Genomic DNA, 26,210 nt, shown 5'->3' with positions numbered 1-26,210 from the left:
ACAGGGGCGATGGGAATAACAGGGGCAACGGGTTCAACAGGAGCGACGGGAATAACAGGGGCAACGGGTCCAACAGGAGCGACGGGAATAACAGGCTCAACAGGGGCGATGGGAATAACAGGGGCAACGGGTTCAACAGGAGCGACGGGAATAACAGGGGCAACGGGTCCAACAGGTGAAACTGGAGCAACTGGTACAAGTATAACGGCGACGTATGCATTTGCAAATAATACGTCGGGGACAGCAATATCGGTACTTCTTGGTGGAACGAATGTCCCGCTTCCAAATAATCAAAACATTGGTCCCGGAATTACTGTGTCTGGGGGAAATACGGTATTTACGGTTGCAAATGCTGGGAATTATTATATTTCATATACAATTAACATAACAGCTTCGTTATTAGTAAGTTCACGAATTACAATTAATGGTGCACCCCTTGCTGGGACTATCAATTCTCCTGCATTAGCAACCACATCGTTTAGTGCAACAATTATTACCACTCTTGCGGCTGGAAGTGCTATTAGTTTGCAACTATTTGGTTTGTTAGCTGTTGCAACATTATCAACAACTACACCAGGAGCTGTGTTAACGATAATAAGATTAAGCTAAATAATAACTCTCTTACTCTTTGAAGATTAGGAGAGTTTCTACATATAATAAGAAGTTAATGAAGTAAAGCATAGTTATATAAAAGTCAGAATATTATGATTGTAACGTTATGGCGACTATAATATAATGAAAACAACCATCATGAATGAACATTCATTTATTTTTTATGTATTTGAAGGGGGAATGAAGGTGGAAAAACCATGGTTGAAAAGTTATCCAGAGGAAATTCCGAGTACGATTTCTTATGATATTCAGCCGCTTCATAGATATGTAGAACAGATGGCTTCTCGCTATCCAGAAAAGAAAGCGCTTCACTTTTTAGGGAAGGATATTACATTTTCAGACTTCCATGATAAGGTGAAGAGGTTTGCAAATTATCTCCAAAAGCTCGGTGTGGAAAAGGGTGATCGAGTTGCTATTATGTTGCCGAACTGTCCACAAGCTGTAATTGGCTATTACGGTACATTACTTGCGGGAGGTATCGTAGTACAAACAAATCCACTGTATACAGAAAGAGAATTAGAATACCAGCTTCATGATTCGGGAGCAAAAGTAATTCTTTGTCTCGATTTAGTGTTTCCAAGAGTAACGAATGTTCAATCTGCTACAAAAATTGAACATATTATCGTAACCCGTATTGCGGACTTTTTACCCTTCCCTAAAAATCTATTGTATCCATTTGTGCAGAAAAAACAGTCGAATTTAGTTGTGAAAGTATCAGAGAGTGAAACGACTCATCTTTGGAACTCAGTAGAAAAAGAAGTGAATACGGATGTTGAAGTGCCTTGTGATCCTGAAAATGATCTCGCTCTTTTACAGTACACAGGAGGAACAACTGGATTTCCGAAAGGAGTTATGTTAACGCATAAAAACCTTGTTTCTAACACGTTGATGGGGGTTCACTGGTTATATAATTGCAAAGAAGGAGAAGAAGTTGTTCTTGGAGTTCTTCCATTTTTCCACGTATACGGCATGACGGCTGTCATGAATTTGAGTGTTATGCAAGGATACAAAATGGTTCTGATTCCAAAGTTTGATATGAAAATGGTTTTTGAAGCGATTAAGAAGCATAAAGTGACGTTGTTCCCAGGGGCACCAACTATTTATATCGCTCTTTTAAATAGCTCACTTTTAAAACAATACGATATCTCTTCCATTCGTGCTTGTATTAGTGGCTCAGCACCACTTCCAGTAGAAGTACAGGAAAAGTTTGAAACAGTTACAGGTGGTAAACTAGTAGAGGGATACGGTTTAACAGAATCATCTCCGGTTACACATAGTAATTTTTTATGGGAAAAGCGAGTACCAGGTAGTATTGGAGTTCCATGGCCAGATACAGAAGCAATAATTATGTCGCTTGAAACTGGTGAGGCATTACCTCCAGGTGAAATTGGTGAAATAGTTGTTAAAGGCCCTCAAATTATGAAAGGATATTGGAATAAGCCAGAGGAAACAGCAGCTGTATTGCAAGATGGATGGCTTCATACAGGGGATGTTGGTTACATGGATGAAGATGGATTCTTCTATGTGAAAGATCGTAAGAAAGATATGATTGTTGCTAGCGGTTTTAACGTATATCCTCGTGAAGTAGAAGAAGTGTTATATGAGCATGAAAAGGTGCAAGAAGTAGTGACAATCGGTGTTCCAGATCCGTACCGAGGAGAGACGGTTAAAGCATTTGTTGTGTTAAAAGAAGGTGCGGAGTGTTCAGAGGAAGAATTAAACCAGTTTGCACGTAAATATTTAGCAGCCTATAAAGTGCCTAAAGTATATGAGTTTAGAGATGAACTGCCGAAAACGACAGTCGGAAAAATCTTACGACGTGTCCTAATTGATGAAGAGAAAAGAAAGAATGAGGATGAGCAAACGGGCTAAGGCCCTTTCTTTTTGAAAAAATAGGATTGACACTTTTCTAAATAGTCAGTATTATAAGAATATGAATGACTATTCATTCAGTCATCTTCTTGAAGGGGACAGTAAAGTGAGGAAAAATAGACCGAAATACAATCAAATTATTGATGCGGCAGTCATTGTGATTGCGGAGAATGGGTACCACCAAGCGCAAGTTTCTAAAATTGCAAAGCAAGCTGGGGTAGCTGATGGCACGATTTATTTATATTTTAAAAATAAAGAAGATATATTAATATCCTTATTCCAAGAGAAAATGGGAGAATTTGTCGAAACAATTCGTCAAAAAACAGCAGGAATTGAAAGCGCTGTATCGAAGTTATTCATGTTGGTAGAAACGCACTTCTTGCTGTTGTCACAAAATGATCCTCTTGCTATCGTTACGCAATTAGAGCTAAGACAGTCCAATCAAGACTTACGCCTGAAAATAAATGAAGTATTAAAAGGCTACTTACAAGTTATGGATGAGATTTTAGAGACAGGTATAAAGCAAGGTGAATTCCAAGCGGATTTAAATGTTCGCGTGGCAAGACAAATGATCTTTGGAACAGTAGATGAAGTTGTGACCAATTGGGTAATGAGCGATCATAAGTATGATCTGGTCGCACTTTCAAAAACGGTACATGGGCTACTTATCGCAGCTTGTGGTTATCGTCAATAATGGGAGGGATCATGTTGAAATTCCTATCTGTAAGAGTTGAAGATCATATCGCGGTAGCAACGTTAAATCATGCGCCGGCTAACGCGATGTCTTCACAAGTTATGCATGACGTTACTGAATTAATTGATCAAGTGGAGAAGGATGATAACATTCGTGTTGTTGTTATTCACGGTGAAGGGCGCTTCTTCTCAGCAGGAGCAGATATTAAAGAATTTACATCTGTTACTGAAGCGAAGCAAGCGACAGAATTAGCACAGCTTGGACAAGTTACGTTTGAGCGTGTTGAAAAATGTTCAAAACCAGTTATCGCGGCAATTCATGGAGCGGCACTTGGCGGCGGCCTTGAGTTTGCTATGTCTTGCCACATGCGCTTTGCAACTGAAAGTACAAAACTTGGTTTACCTGAATTAACACTTGGATTAATTCCTGGATTTGCAGGTACACAGCGATTACCACGTTATGTTGGGAAAGCGAAAGCTTGTGAAATGATGTTAACAAGTACACCGATTACTGGTGCAGAAGCATTAAAATGGGGACTTGTTAACGGAGTTTTTGCTGAAGAAACATTTTTAGATGATACGCTTAAAGTTGCAAAACAGATTGCTGGAAAAAGCCCAGCGACAACTCGTGCTGTATTAGAGTTATTGCAAACGACGAAATCGTCTCATTATTATGAAGGTGTACAACACGAAGCTCAAATCTTTGGTGAAGTATTTACGAGTGAAGATGGAAGAGAAGGTGTAGCAGCGTTTTTAGAAAAACGTAAGCCTTCATTTAGTGGCAGGTAGTACAATTATTTTTTTAATATAAATTAACAGAAAATTAAAATTGATAGAATCTTTCTGAAAAACAAGGGGGTAAATGGAATGAACATCTACGTACTCATGAAACGAACATTTGATACAGAAGAAAAAATCGTAATTAAAAACGGTGCAATTTACGATGGCGAAGCGGAATTCATCATCAACCCTTACGATGAATATGCGATTGAAGAAGCAATTCAAGTAAGAGACGCACAAGGTGGAGAAGTTACTGTTGTAACAGTCGGTGGCGAAGATAGTGAGAAAGAACTTCGTACAGCATTAGCGATGGGCTGTGATAAAGCGGTATTAATTAATATTGAAGATGATGTGGAAAATGGTGACCAGTTCACGACAGCAAAAGTTCTTGCTGAATATTTAAAAGATAAAGATGCAGATTTAATTTTAGGCGGAAATGTTGCAATTGATGGTGCATCTGGACAAGTTGGTCCACGCGTAGCTGAAGCATTAAATATGCCGTACGTAACGACAATTACAAAACTTGAGATTGACGGTACAAACGTGAAAATTGAACGTGACGTTGAAGGTGATACAGAAGTAATTGAAACATCATTACCAGTATTAGTAACAGCACAACAAGGTTTAAATGAACCTCGTTATCCATCACTTCCAGGTATTATGAAGGCGAAGAAAAAGCCACTAGAGGAAGTAGAATTAGATGATTTAGATTTAGAAGAAGATGATGTGGAAGCAAAGACAAAAACAATTGAAATCTATTTGCCTCCTAAGAAAGATGCAGGAAAAGTGTTACAAGGCGAGCTGCAAGATCAAGTAAAAGAACTTGTATCGTTGCTCCATACAGAAGCGAAAGTAATCTAATAAAATACGAAATTATATATGCAGGAGGGAAAATCTATGGCTCGTAAAGTATTAGTAATGGGTGAGGTTCGTGATGGATCGCTACGTAACGTTTCGTTTGAAGCGGTAGCGGCAGCAAAAACAATTGCAGAAGGCGGTGAAGTAGTAGGTCTTCTAGTTGGAGACAGCGTTGCTTCTTTTGCAAATGAATTGATTCATTACGGTGCAGATCGCGTTGTGACAGTTGAAAATGATAAATTAAAATCATATACATCTGATGGTTATGCACAAGCATTTTTAGCTGTATATGCTGAAGAAAATCCAGAAGGTATTGTATTTGGCCATACAGCACTTGGTAAAGATTTATCACCAAAATTAGCAGCGAAGCTTGAAGCTGGTCTAGTTTCTGACGTAACTGCTTTAGAAGTTGAGGGTGGAAATGTGATCTTCACTCGTCCAATCTACTCTGGTAAAGCATTCGAGAAGAAGATTGTAACTGAGGGCATATTATTTGCAACAGTGCGTCCAAATAACATTGCAACACTTGAAAAAGATGAGTCTCGCAGTGGTGACGTATCTTCTATTACAGTAGATGTGAAAGACCTACGTACAATCATTCAAGATGTCGTCCGTAAAACAGCAGAAGGTGTTGATCTTTCTGAAGCGAAAGTTATTATCGCTGGCGGACGTGGTGTGAAGAGTGAAGACGGATTTAAACCATTAAAAGAGTTAGCTGACGTACTAGGCGGCGCTGTTGGGGCATCTCGTGGTGCTTGTGACGCTGAGTACTGTGATTACTCATTACAAATTGGTCAAACTGGTAAAGTTGTTACGCCAGACCTATACATTGCATGCGGTATTTCTGGTGCGATTCAGCATTTAGCTGGTATGTCTAACTCAAAAATAATCGTTGCGATTAATAAAGACCCAGAAGCAAGTATCTTCAAAGTAGCTGACTATGGCATTGTTGGCGATCTATTTGAAGTCGTACCTCTTTTAACAGAAGAGTTTAAAAAGTTAAAAGTACATTCATGATTTGAGTACCCTTGAGTTCCAAGTGAAGTACCCCTATATATAGAAAAAGGTGAGAGATCCCCTGTCTCTCATCTTTTTAGTATTTAATCCGTATTTTTATATAGTATAAAGGAACACTTTTTTGTTACAATACATAACGATACATATTATTCGCCACGTATATAAGTTAATGATATACTCTTGGTAGAATATACTTGAAGGAGGAAATAAAATGGCAATTGTAAACGCAAATGACCAAAGCTTCGCAGCTGAAACTAGCGAAGGTGTTGTATTATTAGATTTCTGGGCACCTTGGTGTGGACCTTGTAAAATGATCGCTCCTGTATTAGAGGAAATTGATGCAGAACTAGGCGAAAAAGTAAAAGTAGTAAAAGTAGACGTGGATGAAAACCAAGAAACTGCTCGTCAATTCGAAGTAATGAGTATTCCAGCTCTTTTCGTATTAAAAGACGGTAAAGTAGTTGATCAAGCGTTAGGTTACAAACCGAAAGAAGCGTTAGTAGAATTAGTTTCTAAACACTTCTAAAATAAAAGGGCTACCATTTGGTAGCTTTTTTTATTTTCCTTTTTTACACCTTTCCGTTACAATAAAAGAACGTATGTTGGGTGTTTTGGCATAGTATGTTTTCATGTGAAAATAAAAATGCTAAGCATGTAGAAATGGAGGGTAACGAGTGCACGAACATTTAAAAGAGAAATTGGCTATTTTACCAGATCAACCTGGTTGTTATTTAATGAAAGATAAGCAAGGAACAGTTATATATGTCGGAAAGGCAAAAGTGCTTAAAAATCGTGTGCGCTCGTACTTTACTGGTTCGCATGACGGGAAAACACTTCGGCTAGTAGGAGAAATTGTAGATTTTGAATATATTGTAACCTCTTCAAATCTAGAGGCTCTCATTTTAGAGTTAAACTTAATAAAAAAACATGATCCAAAATATAATATTCAATTAAAAGATGATAAAACATATCCCTTTATTAAAATTACAGCTGAGAAACAGCCGCGATTACTTATTACGCGAAATGTGAAAAAGGATAAGGGAAAGTATTTTGGCCCTTACCCGAATGCACAATCAGCTCATGAAACGAAAAAACTGCTAGATCGTATGTATCCGCTTCGTAAGTGCTCAAATATGCCCGATAAAGTTTGTTTATATTATCATATGGGTCAATGTTTAGCGCCTTGTGTGAAAGAAGTGACGGAAGAACAAAACAAAGAAATTGTAGATGAAATTATTAAGTTTTTAAATGGTGGACATAAAGAAGTTCGTTCAGAATTAGAAACAAAAATGTATGAAGCTTCAGAGAAACTAGAGTTTGAACGTGCAAAAGAGTTACGTGATCAAATCGCTCATATCGATGCGATTATGGAAAAACAAAAGATGATTATGAGTGATTTAGTGGATCGTGATGTGTTTGGGTATGCAGTTGATAAAGGGTGGATGTGTGTTCAAGTTTTCTTCGTTCGAAAAGGAAAGCTAATCGAACGTGATGTTTCTATGTTTCCAATCTACGATGAACCAGAAGAGGGATTCTTAACGTTTATCGGTCAATTTTATGAAAACAGCAGTCATTTTAAGCCGAAGGAAATTGTCGTTCCAGGAAGTATAGACTCAGAATTAGTAGAGCACTTTTTAGAAGTGGAAGCGACACAGCCGAAACGCGGTAAGAAAAAAGATCTTGTAGAACTGGCAAATAAAAATGCGAAGATTGCCCTTGAAGAGAAATTCTATTTAATTGAACGTGATGAAGAGCGAACGATTAAAGCTGTAGATCAGTTAGGAAAGCAGCTCGGGATTGAAACACCGTATCGTATTGAAGCGTTTGATAACTCAAATATTCAAGGAACAAATCCTGTTTCTGCAATGATTGCTTTTATCGATGGGAAACCAGCGAAGAAAGAGTACAGGAAATATAAAATTAAAACGGTTCAAGGACCAGATGATTATGAGTCTATGAGAGAAGTGGTGAGGCGCCGTTATACAAGGGCACTGAAAGAGAATTTACCATTACCAGATTTAATCATTATTGACGGGGGAAAAGGTCATCTGGCAGCTGTAAGTGATGTTCTAGAAAATGAGCTTGGGTTATATATTCCGATGGCAGGCCTTGTAAAAGATGACAAACATAAAACATCCCATTTAATTATTGGGGATCCACCTGAACCGGTGATACTTGAGAGGAATAGCCAAGAATTTTATTTATTGCAGCGCATTCAAGATGAAGTGCATCGATTTGCGATTACATTCCATCGTCAATTACACGGGAAATCTGTCATTCAATCAGCACTGGACGATATTCCAGGAATCGGTGATAAACGGAAAAAGGTATTGTTAAAACATTTTGGTTCATTAAAGAAGATGAAAGAAGCTTCTGTAGCAGAATTTGTCGAAGCGGGTATGCCGAAAAATGTCGCGGAAACAATTTATACGTATTTAACAGATAAGAAGACGTTGTAGTTTACAATGTCTTCTGTTTTTTGATATAATTTCTGAAGATTTAAAATAAACGCATCTGAATGAAAATACAAAAAAGTCAACTAAACTTATATGTCTAGTTGACTGTAGGTAAGGCTACACTTCAATGAGATCTTTTATATCCCATTTCACAAGAAATGTAATAGAGTCTGAACGTTTTTTCTTTTCTTCGTAGGACTCTGCTACGACGTTTCGTTGCTTCTGAATTTGCTCAGCAATGAATCCAGCTTCTAATTGATAAGAAGAATGTCTGTTTTGTTTTTGACGTTCAGCAATGAGAGTGCCTTTAAGTTGGAACTGCATTTCACGACGTTTATGTTCAGTAATGCTTAAAGTGCCCCAACCAGCTTTTTCAAAGAACTGAATGACTTCTTCAATTGTTTCTAGCGGATATTTTCTTGCAAGGTTTCTACCGGACCAGTATAAAATACCATCTAAATCGTTACCAATTAAATCAGGTAGTAATTCTTCACGTAGCAATTCATAAGCGAAGGCGTTCAATGAAACATCTTCTAAAGATGTTATATCGATTGTATTTTTGCTCACAATATTCCCCTCTTTCTATAGGGCTTATTATATAACATTTCACATTTATAAAAACAGATTTTTCTTTAGGAAAATCTGAATATATAAGAAGAAAAAAAGAATTGGCAAATTATATGCAAATTATGTATACGTTTTCTTGACGCTTCGACAAAAATAGGAGTAAAATGAACTTGGTATCAAATTATGCTGAAATATTTCGAATAATTTTTTCAGTTTTTCTTATGCCAATAGTGAAAAAACATTATTGCTATAAACTAATCTGAAAACAGCAGTCAATCATTCAAGGGGGGTAATGGGGACATGAAAGGCCGCGAGTATACGTTTCGTAAGTGGCACTCATTAATGGGGGTCATCCCGGTTGGTGTCTTTTTGACGCAACATTTAATTGTAAACAACTTTGCAACACGAGGAGCAGAGGCTTTTAACAAAGCTGCAGGCTTTATGGAGCTCCTTCCATTCCGGTATGCGCTAGAAATTTTCATTATCTTTTTACCAATACTGTACCATGCTATATATGGCTTATATATTGCATTTACAGCTAAGAACAATGCGGTTTCTTACGGTTATTTCCGTAACTGGATGTTCGTCTTCCAAAGAATTTCAGGTATCGTTACACTGATTTTCATTTCTTGGCATGTCTGGGAAACTCGTATTCAAGCAATGTTAGGTAAAGAGGTAAACTATGATATGATGGCAGATATTTTAAACAATCCAGCTATGTTTGCATTCTACTTAGTTGGTGTTGTTTCAACAATTTTCCACTTTGCAAATGGACTATGGACATTCTGCATCAGCTGGGGAATTACAGTATCTCCACGTTCACAAAGAATCTCTACTTATGTAACATTAGCTATTTTCTTAGGTCTATCTTATGTAGGTGTGAGTGCATTATTAGCGTTCATCGATCCACAGCTAGCAAACCAGTAAGGAGTGGGAGAGCATGAAAGGGAAACTTATAGTAGTCGGCGGTGGCTTGGCTGGCTTAATGGCAACGATTAAAGCGGCGGAAGCAGGAGTAAATGTTGAACTGTTCTCTTTAGTACCAGTAAAACGTTCGCATTCTGTATGTGCCCAAGGTGGAATTAACGGTGCCGTAAATACGAAAGGTGAAGGGGATTCTCCATGGATTCACTTTGACGATACAATTTATGGTGGGGACTTCTTAGCGAACCAACCACCAGTTAAAGCAATGTGTGAAGCAGCACCTGGTATCATTCATTTAATGGACCGTATGGGTGTTATGTTCAACCGTACGGAAGAAGGACTTCTTGATTTCCGTCGTTTTGGTGGAACACAACATCACCGTACGGCATTTGCTGGTGCAACAACTGGACAGCAATTACTATACGCATTAGATGAGCAAGTACGTCGTCACGAAGTAGCAGGACTTGTAACGAAATATGAAGGTTGGGATTTCTTACGAGCTGTTGTTGATGATGAAGGTGTGTGCCGAGGGATCGTTGCACAAGACTTACAAACTATGGAGATTAAAAGTTTCGGAGCTGATGCCGTGATTATGGCAACAGGGGGCCCTGGTATCATCTTCGGAAAATCAACAAACTCCATTATCAATACAGGTACAGCAGCTTCTGCTGTATATCAACAAGGCGCATATTATGCGAACGGTGAGTTCATTCAAATTCACCCAACAGCAATTCCTGGAGACGATAAATTACGTCTTATGAGTGAATCTGCACGTGGTGAAGGTGGACGTGTTTGGACATATAAAGATGGTAAACCATGGTACTTCTTAGAAGAAAAATATCCGGCTTATGGAAACCTTGTACCTCGTGATATTGCAACGCGTGAAATCTTTGATGTTTGCGTAGAGCAAAAACTAGGTATTAACGGTGAAAACATGGTGTACTTAGATCTTTCTCATAAAGATCCGAAAGAACTAGATATTAAACTAGGTGGAATTATTGAAATCTATGAGAAGTTTACAGGTGACGATCCTCGTAAACTACCAATGAAAATCTTCCCAGCTGTTCACTATTCAATGGGCGGACTATGGGTTGATTATAAGCAGATGACAAGTATTCCAGGTTTATTTGCAGCAGGTGAGTGTGATTATTCTATGCACGGTGGTAACCGCCTTGGTGCGAACTCACTATTATCAGCAATTTACGGTGGTATGGTAGCAGGACCAAATGCAATTGAATATATGAAAGGTCTTACTAAATCATCTGATGCTGTTTCATCTACTGTGTATGAACAAAATGAATTGATCGAAACGGAGAAATTTAACAATATTTTAACGCTCGATGGTAACGAAAATGCGTATGTTCTTCATAAAGAGCTTGGAGAATGGATGACAGATAACGTTACAGTAGTTCGTGAAAATAAAAAGCTATTAGAAACAGATGCGAAAATTGAAGAGTTAATGGCTCGTTACAAACGTATTAACATTAACGATACAGCAAGATGGAGTAACCAAGGTGCTTCATTTACACGCCAACTTGCAAATATGTTTGAGTTAGCGCGTGTTATTACAATTGGCGCATATAACCGTAATGAGAGCCGTGGGGCGCATTACAAACCTGAATTCCCAAATCGTGATGATGCTAACTTCTTAAAAACTACGATGGCGAAATTTGAAGGAGAAGGAAATGCACCAGCATTCCATTACGAAGACGTGGATGTTTCGTTAATTAAACCACGTAAACGTGATTATTCTTCAAAACACGATGTAGCTGCTAAGGGTGAAGAGAAGGGGGATAAACAACATGTCTGAGAAAACAATCCGCCTCATCATTACGAGACAAGACGGGCCAGACGCGCAAGCGTTTGACCAGGAGTTTGAAATTCCATATCGTCCAAATATGAATATTATTTCGGCGCTTATGGAAATTCGTCGTAATCCTGTTGATTCAAAAGGAAGCCAAACAACTCCGATTGCATGGGATATGAACTGTTTAGAGGAAGTATGTGGCGCATGTTCGATGGTGATTAACGGAAAACCTCGTCAATCATGTACAGCGCTTATCGATCAATTAGAACAACCAATTCGCTTAAAGCCGATGAAGACATTCCCAGTTGTACGTGACTTACAAGTTGACCGTAGTCGCATGTTTAATGCTCTAAAACGTGTTAAAGCTTGGATTCCAATTGATGGTACGTATGACTTAGGACCAGGGCCAAGAATGCCTGAGAAGAAACGTCAGTGGGCTTATGAGCTTTCAAAATGTATGACATGTGGTGTTTGCTTAGAATCATGTCCAAACGTAAACAGTAAATCTGACTTTATTGGACCAGCGCCATTATCACAAGCTCGTTTATTCAACTCACATCCAACGGGTGAAATGCATAAAGCAGATCGCTTACGTGCAATTATGGGAGATGGAGGACTTGCAAACTGTGGTAATTCTCAAAACTGTGTGCAATCATGTCCAAAGGGTATTCCATTAACGACTTCAATTGCGGCATTAAACCGTGATACAACAATTCAATCGTTCAAAGATTTCTTTGGTAGCGACAATAACTATTAATAAATATTGCCTCTTCATGTTGAAGAGGCAATATTTATAACTTTATTTTTCTGTTTATTCAGTTTATTAAAAAGGCGAAAAGGAGAGGGAACAATGAAGAGGATTTCTTATATTGAAGACTTTGAGCAATGGGAAAGTGGTTTTTCATTTTACAAACCTGTAAAAGTTCGTTTTGGTGAAGTAGATATGTTTGGGCATGTAAATAATGTCGTTGCCTTTACCTATTTTGAAGAAGCACGTATCGCATTGTTTAAAGAACTTGGATTTATGCAAGAATGGACGCATGAATCTTCCGAAACGATGATCGTTGTTGCAGATTTACAATGTAATTTTATTAAGCAAATATATTTTGATGAAGAGTTGAAGGTGTATGTAAAAGCGGGATCGGTTGGGAATTCTTCTTTAGATTTGCATTATATGGTGAAGAATGCGGCAGGAGAAGTTTGTTTAGTTGGTCGTGGAATGATGGTTCAAGCATCGAAAAAAAACGGAAAAGGCGAACCGTGGCCTGAAGAATGGAAGAAAAAATTACTACAATGATAGAGTAAAAGAAAAATAAGAGAGCAAATTGCTCTCTTATTTTTTGTCTTTCATCGCTTCTTCTAATGTTAAATGATGTTTATATATGTATGTAGCGTATGGGTTTCCAATGTAGCGCAAATGCCACGGTTCATATGCATATTCTGTTGTTTCTGTTTTATCTTCTAAATAACGGATGACAAAGCCAAATTCATGCGCATGTTTTGCCACCCATTTGCCTTCAGCTGTCTCTCCAAAAATAGGCTCTAATTGGAATTTAGCAGACTTTGAACTAATATCCATTGCTAAGCCGGTTTGATGTTCACTTGTACCAGGAATGGCACTTACTGAATCAGCTTCAGCTTTTCCTTGACGTCTAACGTATGTATCATGTAATGATTTTTGGCGTTTGTATGAACGATAACCAGATACAGCTGTAAGTTCAAGTCCTTCTTTCTTTGCCGCCTCAAACATATTTTCAAGCGCATCTGCAGCATCTTTGCGCAGTAGCGTTTTTTCTTTATCTTTCGGACTAGTAAATGGTACGTTTGGTCTTGTTAAGTCTTCAGGTGTGTATCCGTCTGGTAGTTTTCGGTGTTTATTAACTAAGACAAGATTAGATTCTGGATTTGTTACAACGGAAAAATCATTGTCTAGTTTCTTTGCATTATGATCAGCTTTTGGAAAAGCAGGAATCTCTTCTTTTTGGTGATTACTATGCTGTTGACTTTCGACAGCTTTCGCCTCATTTTGTAGTGATGATTTAGAACCAAAGTAAACGAAAGAAGTGATACCGATTACAATAGTAGTGGCAGAAATAATGATTATCTTTTTCATGATGCCTTGTAATCACAGTCCTTTCTTAATAAAATATGTATTGTTTTTATTATAAGTCTAGTTTGTTGAAAAAGAAATATAAGAGTCGTAACGTAATAGAAATGCAAAGAAAATGTCAGAAAATGTGTGAAATTGTAGTATTTTTTCATTTAATTCATTTCTTATCTTTCATGAAATGAATTTTTTATGTAATATATATACATAAGAAGATGTAGCGATTATCGAGAATAAAGAACTTCTTGTATAGACTAGGAGTGAATGGGAATGGATTTTGCAACAATTATTGGACTTATTTTAGGATTTGTAGCAGTGGTAGTAGGGATGGTCGTCAAGGGCGCTGACGTAAATGCCTTATTGAATCCTGCCGCAGCATTAATTATTTTTATCGGTACATTTGCTGCAGTATGTATCGCATTTCCGATGAATCAACTAAAAAGGGTTCCAAAATTATTTAAAGTTCTTTTTGGTTCAAATAAAAAGGATTTAAGTTATGAACAGTTGCTAGAATTGTTTGTTCATTGGACATCTGAAAGTAGAAAATACGGTATTTTGTCTTTAGAGCAACAATTAGACAAAATTCAAGATGAATTTCTTTTGCGTGGTATGAAATTTGTGATTGATGGCGTATCTGCAGAAGATTTAGAACAGATTTTAGAAGCTGAATTAGAAGCAATTGAAGAAAGGCATGCAAAAGGAGCGGCAATTTTTTCACAAGCTGGTACGTATGCACCAACATTAGGGGTTTTAGGTGCTGTTATCGGTCTTGTAGCTGCGCTTGGTAATTTAACTGATATTGAAAAGTTAGGACATGCTATTTCAGGTGCGTTTATTGCAACGATTTTTGGTATTTTTTCAGGTTATGTATTATGGCATCCATTTGCAAATAAGTTAAAACAAAAATCTGCAGCTGAAATCGAGAAAAAACGTTTAATCATTGATTGTTTATTAATGTTACAAGAAGGTACATATCCGTTTATTATGAAGAACCGCATTTTAGGTTCACTTTCTGCAACTGAGCGTAAAAAGCTAGAAAAAGGAGCAGAACAAAATGCGGAGTAAGAAAAATAGAAGAGGCAAAAAGAAAAAACATGATGAACATATCGATGAAACTTGGTTAATCCCATATTCTGATATGTTAACGTTGTTATTTGCATTGTTCATCGTTTTATTCGCAATGAGTAGTATAGATGCTGCGAAGTTTAAACAGATGGCTGTTGCTTTTCGAAGTGAATTAGCTGGTGGAACAGGTAACAAAGAATTTTTAAGTGATCAGAAGCCAAATGATGAAAAGGAATTATCAGCAAGTAGCCTTGAGGCAGAACAAACAAAAAAACAAGAAGAAGCTAGAGCCAAAGAAAAAAAAGAAATGGATGAATTGAAAGCATTACAAAAAAAGATTGATCAATATATTAATGAGAAACAATTATCCTCTTCTTTTCAAACTAAATTAACTGAAAAGGGATTAATGGTAACAATATTAGAAAATGTACTGTTTGATTCGGGGAAAGCAGATGTGAAATTAGAATCTTTAGGGATTGCAAAAGAGATGTCAAGCTTACTTGTTTCAGCGTCACCTCGTGAAATTACAGTATCCGGTCATACGGATAATGTTCCTATTTCCAATGCGCAGTTTGCATCGAATTGGGAGTTAAGTACGCAGCGGGCAGTTAATTTTATGCAAGTATTACTGCAAAATAAAGAATTACAGCCAGGAAAATTTAGTGCGATTGGTTACGGAGAATACCGTTCAATTGCTCCAAACGATACACAAGAAGGAAAGGCAAAGAATAGACGTGTGGAAGTGTTTATCTTGCCTTTAACAGAGAAAGTAAAATAAAGAGGATGGCGAATGCCATCCTCTTTATTTTGCATCAAATGATTTTAAGTTGTCATGGCGGATTTTATCTTTTTCTGCATCTGATTTTTTGAAATCATAATCATATAAAGCGCCTTCCCAATCACCATACATCGGATTAGGGAAAATAATAAATTTCTCACCAAATTGTGCTTTTGAATCTGCTACTGCTTGATTTCGATCTTTTACAGACTTTCCATCAAAACCAGTGAAATCAGATAAGTTATCACCGAAGAATAAGATGATATTATGTGTCTGAGAAACGAGTTCACGTCGTTTTTCTTTTCCTTTTTCTTTCGGATCTTGTAGTAATATATGTTCTTTCGTTGCTTGAGGAGCACCTACACGCTCAAGATTTTTAATTGTTGCATCTAGTTGGTTCGTTTTACGATTTGAGATGTAGTAAATATCTACACCTTTAGACTCGGTATATTTTAAGAAATCAATTGCGCCTGGAAGGGCTTCGGCTTCAGCCTTATTAATCCAGTCATCCCATTTATACGGATAGCCTTTGCCTGTTTTTACGCTCATGGCTTGATGAGGGCTGTTGTCTAAAACAGTTTCATCTAAATCAAGTACGATAGCAGGTTTTTTTTCTGTTCCCTTTGCAAGAGCTGCATCAAGCTTTAATTGACCGATATTGTATCCCTGGTAGTAAAGTGCTTTCGTTTCACCAGCTGTTTGATACCATAAATCAGCCATTAATTGCTGGTCTGTTAATTTTGCTTTTTCTTCTTTTGCTACTGTTTTCTCTGGTGTTCCGGAACATGCTACAAGTGATGTAGATAGAACTGCTACAGATAATAAAGTGGTAATGCCCCTCTTCATCTTCATATGTATCCTCCTTGATGTTAGAAAATCAGTTAATATTATATATCGAAAAATAATATTTTTTGTATGAACATTTGCATATTGTCTTTTGTATATATAGTAGTATGTCCTATATTAGAAAGATGAGAAAAATGATGGGAATCATTTTGACAAGTTTTATTGTCGAAATGACAATTATAATTGACAAACGAAACTATATTATTTACAATTTTAACTAAATAGAACAAATGATGGATTAAGATGATGTTACATACTAAGAGGATGAAGTGTAGTGCTATATTTTATCCGGAATAAACATAGTCTTTGAAAGAGAGTATGAATGAAACTAAGGGGAGGCTTTATACTTTGAGTTTACAAATTCAAAACTTAACGAAACTATTTGGGGAATCAAAAGCAGTGAACGGCTTGCAAATTTCGTTGCCAAAAGGTGAAGTGCTAGGATTACTTGGACGAAATGGTGCAGGAAAAACTACGACAATCAAAATGCTTCTCGGATTATTAACGCCTAATGAAGGCTCTATTACATGGGATGGAAAACCATTTGGGACTAGCGGGATAACAATTGGTTATTTACCAGAAGAAAGAGGTTTATATACGAAAAGTAGAGTAATAGACCAGTTGCGATATTTTGGTAGATTAGAAGGCATGACGAAGAAAGAAGTAGATTTCGCTATTGATCACTGGTTAGAGCGATTAGCAATACCGGAATATAAATTTAAAACGGCAGGAGAGCTTTCGAAAGGGAACCAGCAAAAAATCCAATTAATTGCTGCTCTTCTTCATAATCCGGAACTTCTCATTTTAGATGAACCATTTAGCGGGCTGGATCCAGTTAATGCTGGGATGTTAGCTAGCATTATTGAAGAACAAGTACAGAGCGGAAAGACAATTATTTTATCTAGTCATCGTATGGAACAAGTAGAGGCTTTTTGCCAACATGTATGTATTTTGAAAAAAGGCGAAGCTGTCGTAAAAGGCCAGTTAAGTGATATTAAAAAAGAGTACGGTTTCCGCAATTTAACGATTGAAGATACAGAAGAGAATGAGAAGGGATTAGAATCTATTCATGTATCGTATGAAAAACAACAAGGCCTTCTTTATGTGCAAGTACAAGATGATGCAGAAGCTCTAAAGATTTTACAACAATTGCAAGAACAAGGTGTTACCTTACGACAATTTAAAATGTTAGAGCCGACGTTAAACGAAATCTTTGTAGAGAGGGCGAAATAACGATGCGTAAATTTTCTCACGTATTTTCATTTTATTTTAGAGAAGCGTTTTTATCTAAAAAATCATTAATTACGAGTGCGATTTTATTTTTAGTTGTGTTTGGACTTTTTGCGTTTAATCATTTCACTGCTGATAATGACAAAGGGAAAGATAAATTTGCCGTAGTAACGGAAAGTGATACGTATAAAGTGCAAGAAAGTGATGTAACAAAGTTACTTCCATCTGCTAAAGTAACTGTAGAAAATAAGGATAAGTTTAATGAGTTACGTAAGCAAGTAGAAGATGGGGATTTAGACGGTCTATTCCGTATTACAGAAAAGAATGGTATTCCGGAAGTGACGTATATGTATAGTGGTTTTCCGAGTCAATCAACTGCTACACTTATGGCGAGTTATTTAAAAGAACAATATACAGCGGTAATGATTGAAAAGAATAATGTATCAGTAGAAGTAGCAAAGCAGTTACAGATGGAAATTCCGTTAAAACAAGAGGCAGTAAAGGATCATGCATCTTCCTTTGGCATTGGCTATGTTTTCTCGTTTGCCTTATATATGTTTATTATCGTGTTTGGAACTACAATTGGGACGACGATAGCATCTGAAAAGTCGTCTCGTGTTATGGAGTTAATGCTTCCTAAAGTAAAACCATTAACAATGCTACATGCCAAAATTTTAGCAATTGTTTCTAGTGCTTTACTATTACTTATTACTGCTTCCCTCGGTTTTCTTGTACCATATTTATTGGGTTGGGTAGACCTAGAAAATGCATCTTTAGTGGGACTTGCACTAGACTTTTCTAAGTTGGATGCTGTAGTAATTAGTATGTTCGTTGTATATTTTGTTACGGGCTACTTACTATATGCAATGTTATATGCAGCGGTTGGTGCTGTTGTATCAAAAATTGAGGATGTGCAATCTCTTTCGTTCCCAATTACAATGTTAGGTATAGCAGCATTTTTCATTAGTATTAAATCACTATTTGATCCTAATAGTACATTGGCTGTAGTTAGTTCGTATATTCCATTCTTTACACCTATGGTTACATTTTCAAGGCTTGTAGCGGGTGAAGCAGGAACTGTAGAGATTATTGTGACTTTAGTCATTTTATTGGTGACTATTGCTATCGTCAATATGCTTGCAAGTCGCATTTACGTAAACGGCGTAATGAATTACTCAGATAAAGTGAAATTTAAAGATTTAGCAAAATTCATAAAGCGTCAATAATGAGAGAAAAGCATGATTTCCTATTGAAATCATGCTTTTTCTTTATGTATAAATTAAAAATAGTATATAATAATAAGAGTCGTCTTTTAATAGAATGAATACAAAGGAGGGTGTGCAGATGGGGATTAGTAGTCGTTTTACAGTAGGTGTTCATATGCTGACATTACTTGCGATAGATCGAAACTCTCGCTGTACCTCTGAATGGATTGCCGGTAGTGTGAATACAAATCCAGTTGTGATTCGTCGCATTACAGGAATGTTGAAGAGAGCAGGACTTGTTGATGTACAAGCTGGTAAAGGTGGTACGACACTTGCTCGTGATTTAGAAGAAATTACATTACTTGATGTATATAAAGCAGTGGAAGTTGTAGAAGAAGGACAGCTATTTTCCTTCCATGAAAATCCCAACATTGAATGTCCAGTAGGAGCTAATATTCAATCAGTATTAGAAATTATTTTAATGCAGGCGCAAGAAGCGATGGAAAACGTACTTGCAAATGTAACGGTAGATCAATTAGTTACAAATTTAAAGTCTAAAATGAAAGAATAAAAAAGCGAGCATCCTCATAATGAGGGCTCGCCTTTTTTTATTCAGAAATATTGAAAATTCTATTTTTCAGTATTTAAAATGAATTTACCAACAATAGCTGCTACGATACCACCAAGAATTGGTGCAACGATGAATACCCATAGTTGAGAAAGTGCTTCTCCGCCAGTGAATAAAGCTGGTGCGATACTACGAGCTGGGTTAACAGAAGTTCCAGTTAAAGGAATACCTAATAAGTGAACTAACACCAATGTGAAACCAATTACTAATCCCGCTAGAGAAGAGCTTCCTTTTTTACCTGTTACAGCAACGATCACTAATACGAATACGAAAGTTAAAATGAATTCAACTAGAAATGCTCCAGATAAACCAAGAGTTCCAAAACCATTTTGTCCTAAATTATCTAAAGGTGTTTTAGCAGATTTTAAAATTGTTACTAACGTTGCAGTTCCTAATAAACCACCTAAAATTTGAGCTAATACATAATAACAAAGTTCCATAGCGTTCATTCTTTTGTTGATGAACATAGCTACTGATACTGCTGGGTTAATGTGACATCCAGAAATTGTTCCGATGCTATACGCCATAGCTACAATAGATAGACCGAAAGCCATAGCGATTCCTAATGTTCCAATTCCTTCAATTCCGCCGCCAATGACAGCTACTCCAGTTCCGAATAATACAAGTACAAATGTACCAATAAATTCAGCGATTGCTTTTTTTAACATAATTTACCTCCTATTATTGCGCATGAAACGTATTATAACATAGGTTTTAGTATAAACAGCTAATGAAATACTATTCTGATAAGGCGAAATAGGGGGACAATAAAAAAGAGTATGGTTCTTTGTTATAGAACCATACTCTTTTTTCATGCTGTTTTTTTCTGTTTAACGACTGGAACAGATCGGTTTAATACGCTATTGGCAACCATTCCTAACATAATAATAATCATTCCAAATAGGGAAAGACCACCAGGGAATGAACCATTCAAGAAAACAATTTCGCCAAGCACGGTAAAGACCATCGTTCCAGCTTGCGTTGCTTCAACAGCTCCAAGTAGAGCGAAGTTATCTTTGGCTAAGTCAGTAGCGAAGAAAAATGTCATCGTTGCAATTACGCCGGAACATAATGCTAATAAAAATCCTTGTAGCATTTGGCTGGATGTTGGAATACCGGTAGTAGAAAATCCGTATATGCCAAGTAAAATAGTAATAGGGAGACTTCCAATTGCCATTCCTAATACGCGTTGGAACGTATCGAGACGTCCACCAACAAGCTCCATCATTTTTCGGTTGCCGAACGGATATAAGAAAGCAGCTAACACGACAGGTAAAAAACCTGAAATGAACTGAGTCATTGTAATGTGGCCTGCTTCAGTTGCCTGCATACAAATTACACCAAGTAAAATAAATAATGCAACGTATAAGCTGCGAAGTGGAATTTTTCCGCGTACAAGTTTTGTTCCTGATTTCGTCTCTATTTTAATGAAAAATAGTGGTGATAGTAGTAAACCTGCTAATATCGTAACTTGCCAAGTTCCAGCAACGAGCCAAGCTGGAGAAAAGACAGCTGCGAAACTTAATAAAGAATAGAAACCAATACCTGCAACAGAACCCCATCCGATCCACGCCAATGGATGTTTCTTTAACTCTTCCCATAAACCGTTAAAGTTTTTGCGAAATAAAACGATAAGGAATAAAATAGGGAGAGCAAATAAAAAACGGAAGGAAGCTGTCCAAGCCCAGCTCGTTCCAGATACATTCATCGCTCTATTAATAATAAAGGTTGCAGAAAAAAAGGCCGATGATAAAAGTCCTAATAATATTGCGCGCATGAAGTATAACACTCCTTTTGGAATTAAATGATTATGTATAGTATAATATACTTTAATTATGTAAAAGTAAACTATTTTATACTTTAAGGTGGTTTTATAGATGAAAGAACATGAAGATATGCAAACGAAAGAAGTCATTCAGCAAGTAGGTCAGTTATTAAGACAAATTCGAAATGAACAAAAATTAAGTTTAGAAGAATTAGCTCAAAAAACAGGGGTTAGTAAATTAACATTAGGAAAGATTGAAAGAGGCGAAACGAATCCGACGTTAGCTGTCATTTGGAAAATAACGAAAGGGTTATCGATTCCTTTATCGAGATTGATGGTTGTTGGAGAACCTGTAGCTGTTGCGCGCTGCGGAGAAGGATTTGCAGTAGATGTAGGACAAGCGTGGCATTTAGAAACAATGTTTCGTTATACGAAAGAAACGGGGATGGAAATGCATCGTGCTTGTTTACGATCAAATAGTATATATGAACCTGAAGCTCATCATGAAGGGGCTATTGAGCTTGTAACGGTAATGAAAGGGAAAGTATCGATTCAAGTGGAGAATGATGTATACGAATTAAATGAGTTTGACTCCATTCAATTTGAAGCGAATAAGAAACATAGTTATAAAAATGAAGAAGATGAAGTGGCAGTATTACATTTAACGATGAAATACTCTTCATGAAAAAATCCCCTATAGAAAAAACTATAGGGGATTTTTTATATGTTTTGTTCAAATATATTGAATGAAGTTATTAGTACGAACGTGGCATAAGTAATAAACAAATGAAATAAACTAAAAAACCCGTTCCAAAACATAAAATAGCAATAACCCAAAGTATGCGAATAAGAGTAGAGCTAATATCAAAATATTCTCCTAAACCACCACATACACCAAATAACATTTTATCAGTTTCGGATTTATATAATTTTTTTGACATATTACGATCAACTCCCTTTTATATCAAACTATATATTTCTATTCTATATGGAAATTTATGAGAAGACTATGAGGTTGTATTACATTTTTTTATAAAATGAACCGTGTATTACAATTTAGATGTGAGGTCATATAAATAATAAATCTAATTTATAGCGCAGTACAATAGTTTACGATAAAAATAAAAAGGCCTTAGGTAGCAAAGTTAAACTACCAAAAGGGCCTCATATTATTGTTTCATTTTATAGTTGAATTGTTGGTGTATCCAATGTGAAAACAGATAACAAATACTTAGTGAAAGAGTAACCGCTATACTAACCCAAATGCTCGTTAAAGGACCGATTAAGAAGTAAACTACATAACCGGAAAGAGCACCAATAATCGAGATGAGCGGTATAATGATGCTGATTTTTTGCTTGCTGAAAATAACGAATAATATTGTGATGATAAGAGATGTATAAAGAATACCAAAGAAAAAAATAATTTCTAAAATAGTATAGTTTGTAGTAATTGTAATGAAAAAAGCTAAAAATCCGATAGCTATAGAAATAAAATGAGCTGTATATAATTTGAAATTTATTTTTGTACGTATCATCGGTATAAAATCTCGAATGAGTTTAGTAAATCCATGCATCCAAGAAATAAAACTAGAAGTTATTGCGCTTAAAGAGCCGATAACGAGTAAATAAAATAAAATAGTAAATTCTATTTTATTTGGAAGTTGAGCTAGAAGATCATATAAATGATCTAAGCTCCCACTAAAAATAACTATCATAATTAGAGAAGCGAACGCCAAAGGGATGGTAATCCATATAAACCCTGATAGTAAAAAAGTCGGAATGATTTTTTTAGGATGAATACGGAAAGCTTTATCCCAAGAGGCGGGACTTATTAATACTCTTCCTGTTTCGATGAGAATGCCGGCAGTAATAAAATATATTCCGTTTATATTTTCATAAAATAGCAAATACGGGTGATATAAGCGAATTCCATCGTATACATGGGTAATGCCATCTTGCACAAAAAAATAAATTGGAATAATAATCATGGTAGAAAACATTAATACAGTTTGCATAATAGCCATTTTAGTAAATAGCTTAGCGTTACTTAACATTACGAATATTGTACAAAGGGTAATGAAAAGGAAAGAACCCAATGTATATGGAATATGGAAAAAAACATTAAGTAAAATACTAGCAACTTTCGTTTGAATGAACATACTTTCTATACTTAATAGAACGAGGAAACAGCATACAATTATATATCCTTTGTGAGAAAGTTTATAAGATAAGTAATCGTGAATGGATTCTCCTTCTGGGAATGTAGAACGTATTTTTTTTATTAAAATCCCCAATAAAATAAGAGTAAAAGGGCCAATCATCGCATAAAGAATACCGGCGATTAGCCCATAATTGATAATAGATTCGGGTAAAGCGAGTGTTGATATACTTGCGACCCATTTAGATAATAAAAGAACAGTACCAGTTCCGATACCTAATTGTAAAGGTGTGAAAGCCGAGTTGTTTTTCGTCACAATTTATCCCTCACCTCTATATTCTTTCGGAGTCATTCCGGTCATTTTACGAAAAACAGTACTGAAATAATGCTGACTATTAAAACCAGCTCGTTCAGAGATTTGAGAGATACACCAATGTGGGTGTTCCGTTAAATATTTCTGTGACATTTCAATCCGATATTGCATGATATATCCGGAAAATGAAATACCTACTTCTTCATGGAACCGTCGGCTTAAATAAGTCGGATTTGTATGTATTTTAGCTGCGATGTCTGCTAAGTGTAGTTTGTCATGAAAGGTTTCATGGATGATGTCTAATGTATCTTGAATAATACGTGAGTAGGAAGGAGTATTGGAATCTCCTTTGTACTTTTGTAATATATCAAAGAGTTCTTTTTCTATAATTGGCTTTGTTATATAGTCAATAACTCCTAGACGAATAGATTGTTTTGCATAATCGAAATTTTGATATGCGGTTACGATAATGATGTCGAGGTTAGAGTTATTGCTTTTTAATTTTTCACCTAGTTGTAGGCCGGATATACCTGGAAGGTGAATATCTAAAAGTGCTAAATGAATCGAGAATTTTTCATTTATACGTAAAGCTTCATCCGCATCTAAAGCTAGATGCAGTGTCCAATTAGGAAACTGACGGTGGATAAGAAATTCTAATTGTTCCAGTTCCAGTGGTTCGTCATCTACTAATAGCACGTTCATTTTTGTATTACCTCCTCTGTGTTTTTTTCTGAGATGAAAGGCCATGTGATTTCTACTTTCGTGCCGTTCTCTTTTGTAGAGAGGAAAGAGAACGTAGTTTGTTCTTGAAAGAATAACTGAAATCGTTGTTTTATATTTTCAAGTCCGTACCCGCTTTCTTCCGTATGGGAAGTAAAAGGTTCGTTTTGAGTACCGTTGTCGGATACTAGAAGTGTAATTCGGTTATTTGTATTATATAGATGAATATTTAAAATTGCTTGACCCGCTTTTTTTTCTAGCCCATGTTTAAAGGAATTCTCAACTAACGTTTGAATAACGAAAGGTGGAATATGGGCATTATGTAAATCTTCAGAAGAGGTAATGCTTACTGAAAGCCTTGAGCGAAATCGCATCTTTTGAATTTCGATATAATAATTCGTGTATGTTAGTTCTTCAGAAATAGGAATTAACAAATCTGTTGTTTTATATTTTCCTTTTAAAAATAGAGAAAAGATCTCAAGTGATTTGACAACTTCATCAGTTCTCTGCAGACGAGCTAAGCTTAAAATTGTATTTAATGTATTGAATAAAAAATGAGGCTGAATTTGTTGCGTAAGTTGATGATATAAAGACTGTTGCAACTCTCGTTCTAGTGCTATTTTTTTCTTTTCACTTTCTAGTAAATCGATTCGTTTTTCAAAAATAAATAAACATAATAAAATAATAGCTCCAAAAATTGGAGCTAAGACAAGTATCGTTATTAATACAGCAAATGCTTCATAAGTTAACATACATACCTCAATCTTGTTTTTTATTATTATACTAAAGCGTTGTAAATATTTCTATTATTCAGACTCGTATCAAATGATATGACAGGCTACTTTATGATCTTCACTTACAGATTGAAAGCTTGGTTGTTGCGTAGCGCATTTTTCAATGGCATATGGACAACGAGTATGAAAACGACAGCCTTTTGGCGGGTTTAGAGGAGAGGGAAGGTCTCCTTTAAGTTCAATACGCTCTTTTTTCGTTCCTGCACTAATGGTAGGAATTGCTGAGAGAAGCGCTTTTGTGTAAGGGTGTTGCGGATTGTTAAAAAGAGAATGTTTATCGGCAATCTCCACAATGGTACCAAGGTACATTACAATGATGCGATCTGATATGTGACGAACGACAGCTAAGTCGTGAGAGATGAATAAATATGTTAACCCATATTGTTGTTGCAACTGCTTTAATAAATTTAAAACTTGTGCTTGCACTGAAACATCTAGGGCGGAGACAGCTTCGTCACAAATGATGAGTTTTGGATTAACAGCTAAGGCACGCGCAATTCCGATTCTTTGCCGTTGACCACCACTAAATTCATGTGGATAGCGCTTCACTGCATCAGGTGGAAGACCAACTTTCCCGAGCAGCTCAATAACCTTTGCTTTTCTTTCGCCTTTTGGACATACGTTTTGAATGGCCATAGCTTCTTCTAAAATGCTCCCTACAGTTTGCCGAGGGTTTAAAGAAGCGAAGGGATCTTGAAAAATAACTTGTAAATCTTTTCGAACCTTTCGCATTGCTGAGTTATTTAATGCTAGTAAATCTTTGTCTTGAAAAATAATTTTTCCACTTGTTGCTTCATCAAGGCGCAATATTGCACGCCCAGTGGTGGATTTTCCGCAACCAGATTCACCAACAATACTAACAGTTTCCTTTTCGTAAATTGTAAAACTAATATCGTCAACCGCTTTAATATAGCTAATAGAGCGTCCTAGAATTCCTTTTTTTATAGGGAAGTATTGTTTTAAGTTTTGTACTTGTAATAACTCTCGTTTATTTATTGGCGTAGCAGTAGACATA

28 protein-coding genes are annotated in these 26,210 nt (G+C 36.3%); 18 read left to right on the top strand and 10 right to left on the bottom strand.

The genetic code is table 11. The features are described 5' to 3' along the window. The 8 genes from ACQVV1_RS25260 to uvrC form a co-directional block, all read left to right on the top strand. The coding region (locus ACQVV1_RS25260) for a BclA C-terminal domain-containing protein (RefSeq protein ID WP_431169673.1) at positions 1 to 609 on the top strand (609 nt) is incomplete at its 5' end. Positions 610 to 798: 189 nt separating this feature from the next. Next, entirely contained in the window at positions 799 to 2,484 is a 1,686-nt protein-coding gene (locus ACQVV1_RS25255; RefSeq protein ID WP_063224770.1) for a long-chain-fatty-acid--CoA ligase, read from the top strand. 106 nt (positions 2,485 to 2,590) lie between these two features. Continuing rightward, complete coding sequence (fadR, locus tag ACQVV1_RS25250; protein ID WP_080468722.1) at positions 2,591 to 3,178, top strand: fatty acid metabolism transcriptional regulator FadR; 588 nt, start codon at positions 2,591 to 2,593, stop codon at positions 3,176 to 3,178. An 11-nt stretch (positions 3,179 to 3,189) separates the two neighbouring features. Then, on the top strand, positions 3,190 to 3,966 hold the full coding sequence (locus tag ACQVV1_RS25245) for an enoyl-CoA hydratase (protein WP_309259390.1): 777 nt from the start codon (positions 3,190 to 3,192) through the stop codon (positions 3,964 to 3,966). Positions 3,967 to 4,044: 78 nt separating this feature from the next. Continuing rightward, positions 4,045 to 4,818 carry an electron transfer flavoprotein subunit beta gene (etfB, locus tag ACQVV1_RS25240; RefSeq protein WP_063224772.1) on the top strand — a complete coding sequence of 258 codons (774 nt, stop codon included), beginning with the start codon at positions 4,045 to 4,047 and terminating at the stop codon, positions 4,816 to 4,818. Positions 4,819 to 4,854: 36 nt separating this feature from the next. Next, positions 4,855 to 5,832, top strand: coding sequence for an electron transfer flavoprotein subunit alpha (gene etfA / locus ACQVV1_RS25235; RefSeq protein WP_063224773.1), 978 nt, complete (start codon positions 4,855 to 4,857; stop codon positions 5,830 to 5,832). A 211-nt stretch (positions 5,833 to 6,043) separates the two neighbouring features. After that, complete coding sequence (gene trxA / locus ACQVV1_RS25230; protein ID WP_001018943.1) at positions 6,044 to 6,358, top strand: thioredoxin; 315 nt, start codon at positions 6,044 to 6,046, stop codon at positions 6,356 to 6,358. Positions 6,359 to 6,506: 148 nt separating this feature from the next. Next, on the top strand, positions 6,507 to 8,291 hold the full coding sequence (gene uvrC, locus ACQVV1_RS25225) for an excinuclease ABC subunit C (protein WP_309259389.1): 1,785 nt from the start codon (positions 6,507 to 6,509) through the stop codon (positions 8,289 to 8,291). A 114-nt stretch (positions 8,292 to 8,405) separates the two neighbouring features. Here uvrC and ACQVV1_RS25220 read toward each other — a convergent pair whose 3' ends face one another. Continuing rightward, positions 8,406 to 8,855: a YslB family protein gene (locus ACQVV1_RS25220; RefSeq protein WP_242252569.1), complete on the bottom strand. Its 450-nt coding sequence runs from the start codon at positions 8,853 to 8,855 to the stop codon at positions 8,406 to 8,408. A gap of 300 nt (positions 8,856 to 9,155) precedes the next feature. Between ACQVV1_RS25220 and sdhC the strand changes: the two genes are divergently transcribed. The 4 genes from sdhC to ACQVV1_RS25200 all read left to right on the top strand — a co-directional run bounded on the left by sdhC (position 9,156) and on the right by ACQVV1_RS25200 (position 12,883). Beyond that, positions 9,156 to 9,782 (top strand): succinate dehydrogenase cytochrome B558, encoded by a 627-nt coding sequence (gene sdhC / locus ACQVV1_RS25215; protein ID WP_000678354.1) that lies wholly within the window; start codon positions 9,156 to 9,158, stop codon positions 9,780 to 9,782. A gap of 13 nt (positions 9,783 to 9,795) precedes the next feature. Continuing rightward, complete coding sequence (gene sdhA / locus ACQVV1_RS25210) at positions 9,796 to 11,589, top strand: succinate dehydrogenase flavoprotein subunit (protein ID WP_060632450.1); 1,794 nt, start codon at positions 9,796 to 9,798, stop codon at positions 11,587 to 11,589. After that, positions 11,582 to 12,343 carry a succinate dehydrogenase iron-sulfur subunit gene (gene sdhB / locus ACQVV1_RS25205; protein WP_060632449.1) on the top strand — a complete coding sequence of 254 codons (762 nt, stop codon included), beginning with the start codon at positions 11,582 to 11,584 and terminating at the stop codon, positions 12,341 to 12,343. Before sdhA ends, sdhB begins: the two co-directional genes overlap by 8 nt. 93 nt (positions 12,344 to 12,436) lie before the next feature. After that, a complete protein-coding gene (locus ACQVV1_RS25200; protein WP_063224775.1) occupies positions 12,437 to 12,883 on the top strand; it encodes an acyl-CoA thioesterase in 447 nt (148 codons plus the stop codon). A gap of 36 nt (positions 12,884 to 12,919) precedes the next feature. On the opposite strand, the gene ACQVV1_RS25195 is transcribed toward ACQVV1_RS25200, so the two are convergent. Next, on the bottom strand, positions 12,920 to 13,699 hold the full coding sequence (locus tag ACQVV1_RS25195) for a M15 family metallopeptidase (RefSeq protein WP_242252570.1): 780 nt from the start codon (positions 13,697 to 13,699) through the stop codon (positions 12,920 to 12,922). 264 nt (positions 13,700 to 13,963) lie between these two features. On the opposite strand from ACQVV1_RS25195, the gene motA reads away from it, so the two are divergent. Next, on the top strand, positions 13,964 to 14,758 hold the full coding sequence (gene motA, locus ACQVV1_RS25190; RefSeq protein WP_060632446.1) for a flagellar motor stator protein MotA: 795 nt from the start codon (positions 13,964 to 13,966) through the stop codon (positions 14,756 to 14,758). Continuing rightward, positions 14,748 to 15,536 (top strand): flagellar motor protein MotB, encoded by a 789-nt coding sequence (gene motB / locus ACQVV1_RS25185; protein WP_242252571.1) that lies wholly within the window; start codon positions 14,748 to 14,750, stop codon positions 15,534 to 15,536. Before motA ends, motB begins: the two co-directional genes overlap by 11 nt. 24 nt (positions 15,537 to 15,560) lie before the next feature. On the opposite strand, the gene ACQVV1_RS25180 is transcribed toward motB, so the two are convergent. After that, positions 15,561 to 16,388: a 5'-nucleotidase, lipoprotein e(P4) family gene (locus ACQVV1_RS25180; RefSeq protein ID WP_242252572.1), complete on the bottom strand. Its 828-nt coding sequence runs from the start codon at positions 16,386 to 16,388 to the stop codon at positions 15,561 to 15,563. A gap of 342 nt (positions 16,389 to 16,730) precedes the next feature. Between ACQVV1_RS25180 and ACQVV1_RS25175 the strand changes: the two genes are divergently transcribed. The 3 genes from ACQVV1_RS25175 to ACQVV1_RS25165 all read left to right on the top strand — a co-directional run bounded on the left by ACQVV1_RS25175 (position 16,731) and on the right by ACQVV1_RS25165 (position 19,388). Further along, entirely contained in the window at positions 16,731 to 17,615 is an 885-nt protein-coding gene (locus tag ACQVV1_RS25175) for an ABC transporter ATP-binding protein (RefSeq protein WP_242252573.1), read from the top strand. Positions 17,616 to 17,617: 2 nt separating this feature from the next. Continuing rightward, entirely contained in the window at positions 17,618 to 18,838 is a 1,221-nt protein-coding gene (locus tag ACQVV1_RS25170; protein WP_212956585.1) for an ABC transporter permease, read from the top strand. Positions 18,839 to 18,956: 118 nt separating this feature from the next. Beyond that, complete coding sequence (locus ACQVV1_RS25165) at positions 18,957 to 19,388, top strand: Rrf2 family transcriptional regulator (protein ID WP_000512998.1); 432 nt, start codon at positions 18,957 to 18,959, stop codon at positions 19,386 to 19,388. Between the two features lie 59 nt (positions 19,389 to 19,447). Here the strand turns inward: ACQVV1_RS25165 and ACQVV1_RS25160 are convergent, their stop codons facing one another. Next, entirely contained in the window at positions 19,448 to 20,113 is a 666-nt protein-coding gene (locus ACQVV1_RS25160; protein WP_242252574.1) for an MIP/aquaporin family protein, read from the bottom strand. Between the two features lie 143 nt (positions 20,114 to 20,256). Then, a complete protein-coding gene (locus ACQVV1_RS25155) occupies positions 20,257 to 21,222 on the bottom strand; it encodes a DMT family transporter (RefSeq protein WP_063224783.1) in 966 nt (321 codons plus the stop codon). A gap of 100 nt (positions 21,223 to 21,322) precedes the next feature. Between ACQVV1_RS25155 and ACQVV1_RS25150 the strand changes: the two genes are divergently transcribed. Further along, a complete protein-coding gene (locus ACQVV1_RS25150; protein ID WP_048531501.1) occupies positions 21,323 to 21,895 on the top strand; it encodes a helix-turn-helix domain-containing protein in 573 nt (190 codons plus the stop codon). Positions 21,896 to 21,965: 70 nt separating this feature from the next. On the opposite strand, the gene ACQVV1_RS25145 is transcribed toward ACQVV1_RS25150, so the two are convergent. From ACQVV1_RS25145 to ACQVV1_RS25125, 5 genes are all read right to left on the bottom strand, one after another. Further along, positions 21,966 to 22,151: a PspC domain-containing protein gene (locus ACQVV1_RS25145; RefSeq protein WP_000038792.1), complete on the bottom strand. Its 186-nt coding sequence runs from the start codon at positions 22,149 to 22,151 to the stop codon at positions 21,966 to 21,968. 228 nt (positions 22,152 to 22,379) lie between these two features. Continuing rightward, positions 22,380 to 23,684 (bottom strand): SLC5/6 family protein, encoded by a 1,305-nt coding sequence (locus tag ACQVV1_RS25140; RefSeq protein WP_242252575.1) that lies wholly within the window; start codon positions 23,682 to 23,684, stop codon positions 22,380 to 22,382. A 3-nt stretch (positions 23,685 to 23,687) separates the two neighbouring features. After that, positions 23,688 to 24,383: a response regulator transcription factor gene (locus ACQVV1_RS25135; RefSeq protein ID WP_242252576.1), complete on the bottom strand. Its 696-nt coding sequence runs from the start codon at positions 24,381 to 24,383 to the stop codon at positions 23,688 to 23,690. Next, positions 24,380 to 25,153, bottom strand: coding sequence for a sensor histidine kinase (locus tag ACQVV1_RS25130; RefSeq protein ID WP_063224786.1), 774 nt, complete (start codon positions 25,151 to 25,153; stop codon positions 24,380 to 24,382). The genes ACQVV1_RS25135 and ACQVV1_RS25130 overlap by 4 nt, the downstream gene beginning before the upstream one ends. A 69-nt stretch (positions 25,154 to 25,222) precedes the next feature. Then, positions 25,223 to 26,209 (bottom strand): ABC transporter ATP-binding protein, encoded by a 987-nt coding sequence (locus tag ACQVV1_RS25125; protein WP_242252578.1) that lies wholly within the window; start codon positions 26,207 to 26,209, stop codon positions 25,223 to 25,225. Position 26,210 lies beyond the last annotated feature (1 nt).

Source organism: Bacillus basilensis (genome assembly GCF_050630465.1).
Lineage (GTDB): Bacteria > Bacillota > Bacilli > Bacillales > Bacillaceae_G > Bacillus_A > Bacillus_A basilensis.
Note: the sequence above shows the minus strand (reverse complement) of the source record. Positions and strands in the feature narration are given on the sequence as shown.

Excerpts from the sequence above, each read along its gene's own strand:
- ACQVV1_RS25245 (WP_309259390.1), top strand. The coding sequence starts at position 3,190 with ATGTTGAAATTCCTATCTGTAAGAGTTGAAGATCATATCGCGGTAGCA.
- etfB (WP_063224772.1), top strand. The coding sequence starts at position 4,045 with ATGAACATCTACGTACTCATGAAACGAACATTTGATACAGAAGAAAAA.
- etfA (WP_063224773.1), top strand. The coding sequence starts at position 4,855 with ATGGCTCGTAAAGTATTAGTAATGGGTGAGGTTCGTGATGGATCGCTA.
- trxA (WP_001018943.1), top strand. The coding sequence starts at position 6,044 with ATGGCAATTGTAAACGCAAATGACCAAAGCTTCGCAGCTGAAACTAGC.
- sdhC (WP_000678354.1), top strand. The coding sequence starts at position 9,156 with ATGAAAGGCCGCGAGTATACGTTTCGTAAGTGGCACTCATTAATGGGG.
- sdhA (WP_060632450.1), top strand. The coding sequence starts at position 9,796 with ATGAAAGGGAAACTTATAGTAGTCGGCGGTGGCTTGGCTGGCTTAATG.
- sdhB (WP_060632449.1), top strand. The coding sequence starts at position 11,582 with ATGTCTGAGAAAACAATCCGCCTCATCATTACGAGACAAGACGGGCCA.
- ACQVV1_RS25200 (WP_063224775.1), top strand. The coding sequence starts at position 12,437 with ATGAAGAGGATTTCTTATATTGAAGACTTTGAGCAATGGGAAAGTGGT.
- ACQVV1_RS25195 (WP_242252570.1), bottom strand. The coding sequence starts at position 13,699 with ATGAAAAAGATAATCATTATTTCTGCCACTACTATTGTAATCGGTATC.
- motA (WP_060632446.1), top strand. The coding sequence starts at position 13,964 with ATGGATTTTGCAACAATTATTGGACTTATTTTAGGATTTGTAGCAGTG.
- motB (WP_242252571.1), top strand. The coding sequence starts at position 14,748 with ATGCGGAGTAAGAAAAATAGAAGAGGCAAAAAGAAAAAACATGATGAA.
- ACQVV1_RS25180 (WP_242252572.1), bottom strand. The coding sequence starts at position 16,388 with ATGAAGATGAAGAGGGGCATTACCACTTTATTATCTGTAGCAGTTCTA.
- ACQVV1_RS25170 (WP_212956585.1), top strand. The coding sequence starts at position 17,618 with ATGCGTAAATTTTCTCACGTATTTTCATTTTATTTTAGAGAAGCGTTT.
- ACQVV1_RS25165 (WP_000512998.1), top strand. The coding sequence starts at position 18,957 with ATGGGGATTAGTAGTCGTTTTACAGTAGGTGTTCATATGCTGACATTA.
- ACQVV1_RS25160 (WP_242252574.1), bottom strand. The coding sequence starts at position 20,113 with ATGTTAAAAAAAGCAATCGCTGAATTTATTGGTACATTTGTACTTGTA.
- ACQVV1_RS25155 (WP_063224783.1), bottom strand. The coding sequence starts at position 21,222 with ATGCGCGCAATATTATTAGGACTTTTATCATCGGCCTTTTTTTCTGCA.
- ACQVV1_RS25150 (WP_048531501.1), top strand. The coding sequence starts at position 21,323 with ATGAAAGAACATGAAGATATGCAAACGAAAGAAGTCATTCAGCAAGTA.
- ACQVV1_RS25145 (WP_000038792.1), bottom strand. The coding sequence starts at position 22,151 with ATGTCAAAAAAATTATATAAATCCGAAACTGATAAAATGTTATTTGGT.
- ACQVV1_RS25135 (WP_242252576.1), bottom strand. The coding sequence starts at position 24,383 with ATGAACGTGCTATTAGTAGATGACGAACCACTGGAACTGGAACAATTA.
- ACQVV1_RS25130 (WP_063224786.1), bottom strand. The coding sequence starts at position 25,153 with ATGTTAACTTATGAAGCATTTGCTGTATTAATAACGATACTTGTCTTA.
- ACQVV1_RS25125 (WP_242252578.1), bottom strand. The coding sequence starts at position 26,209 with ATGTCTACTGCTACGCCAATAAATAAACGAGAGTTATTACAAGTACAA.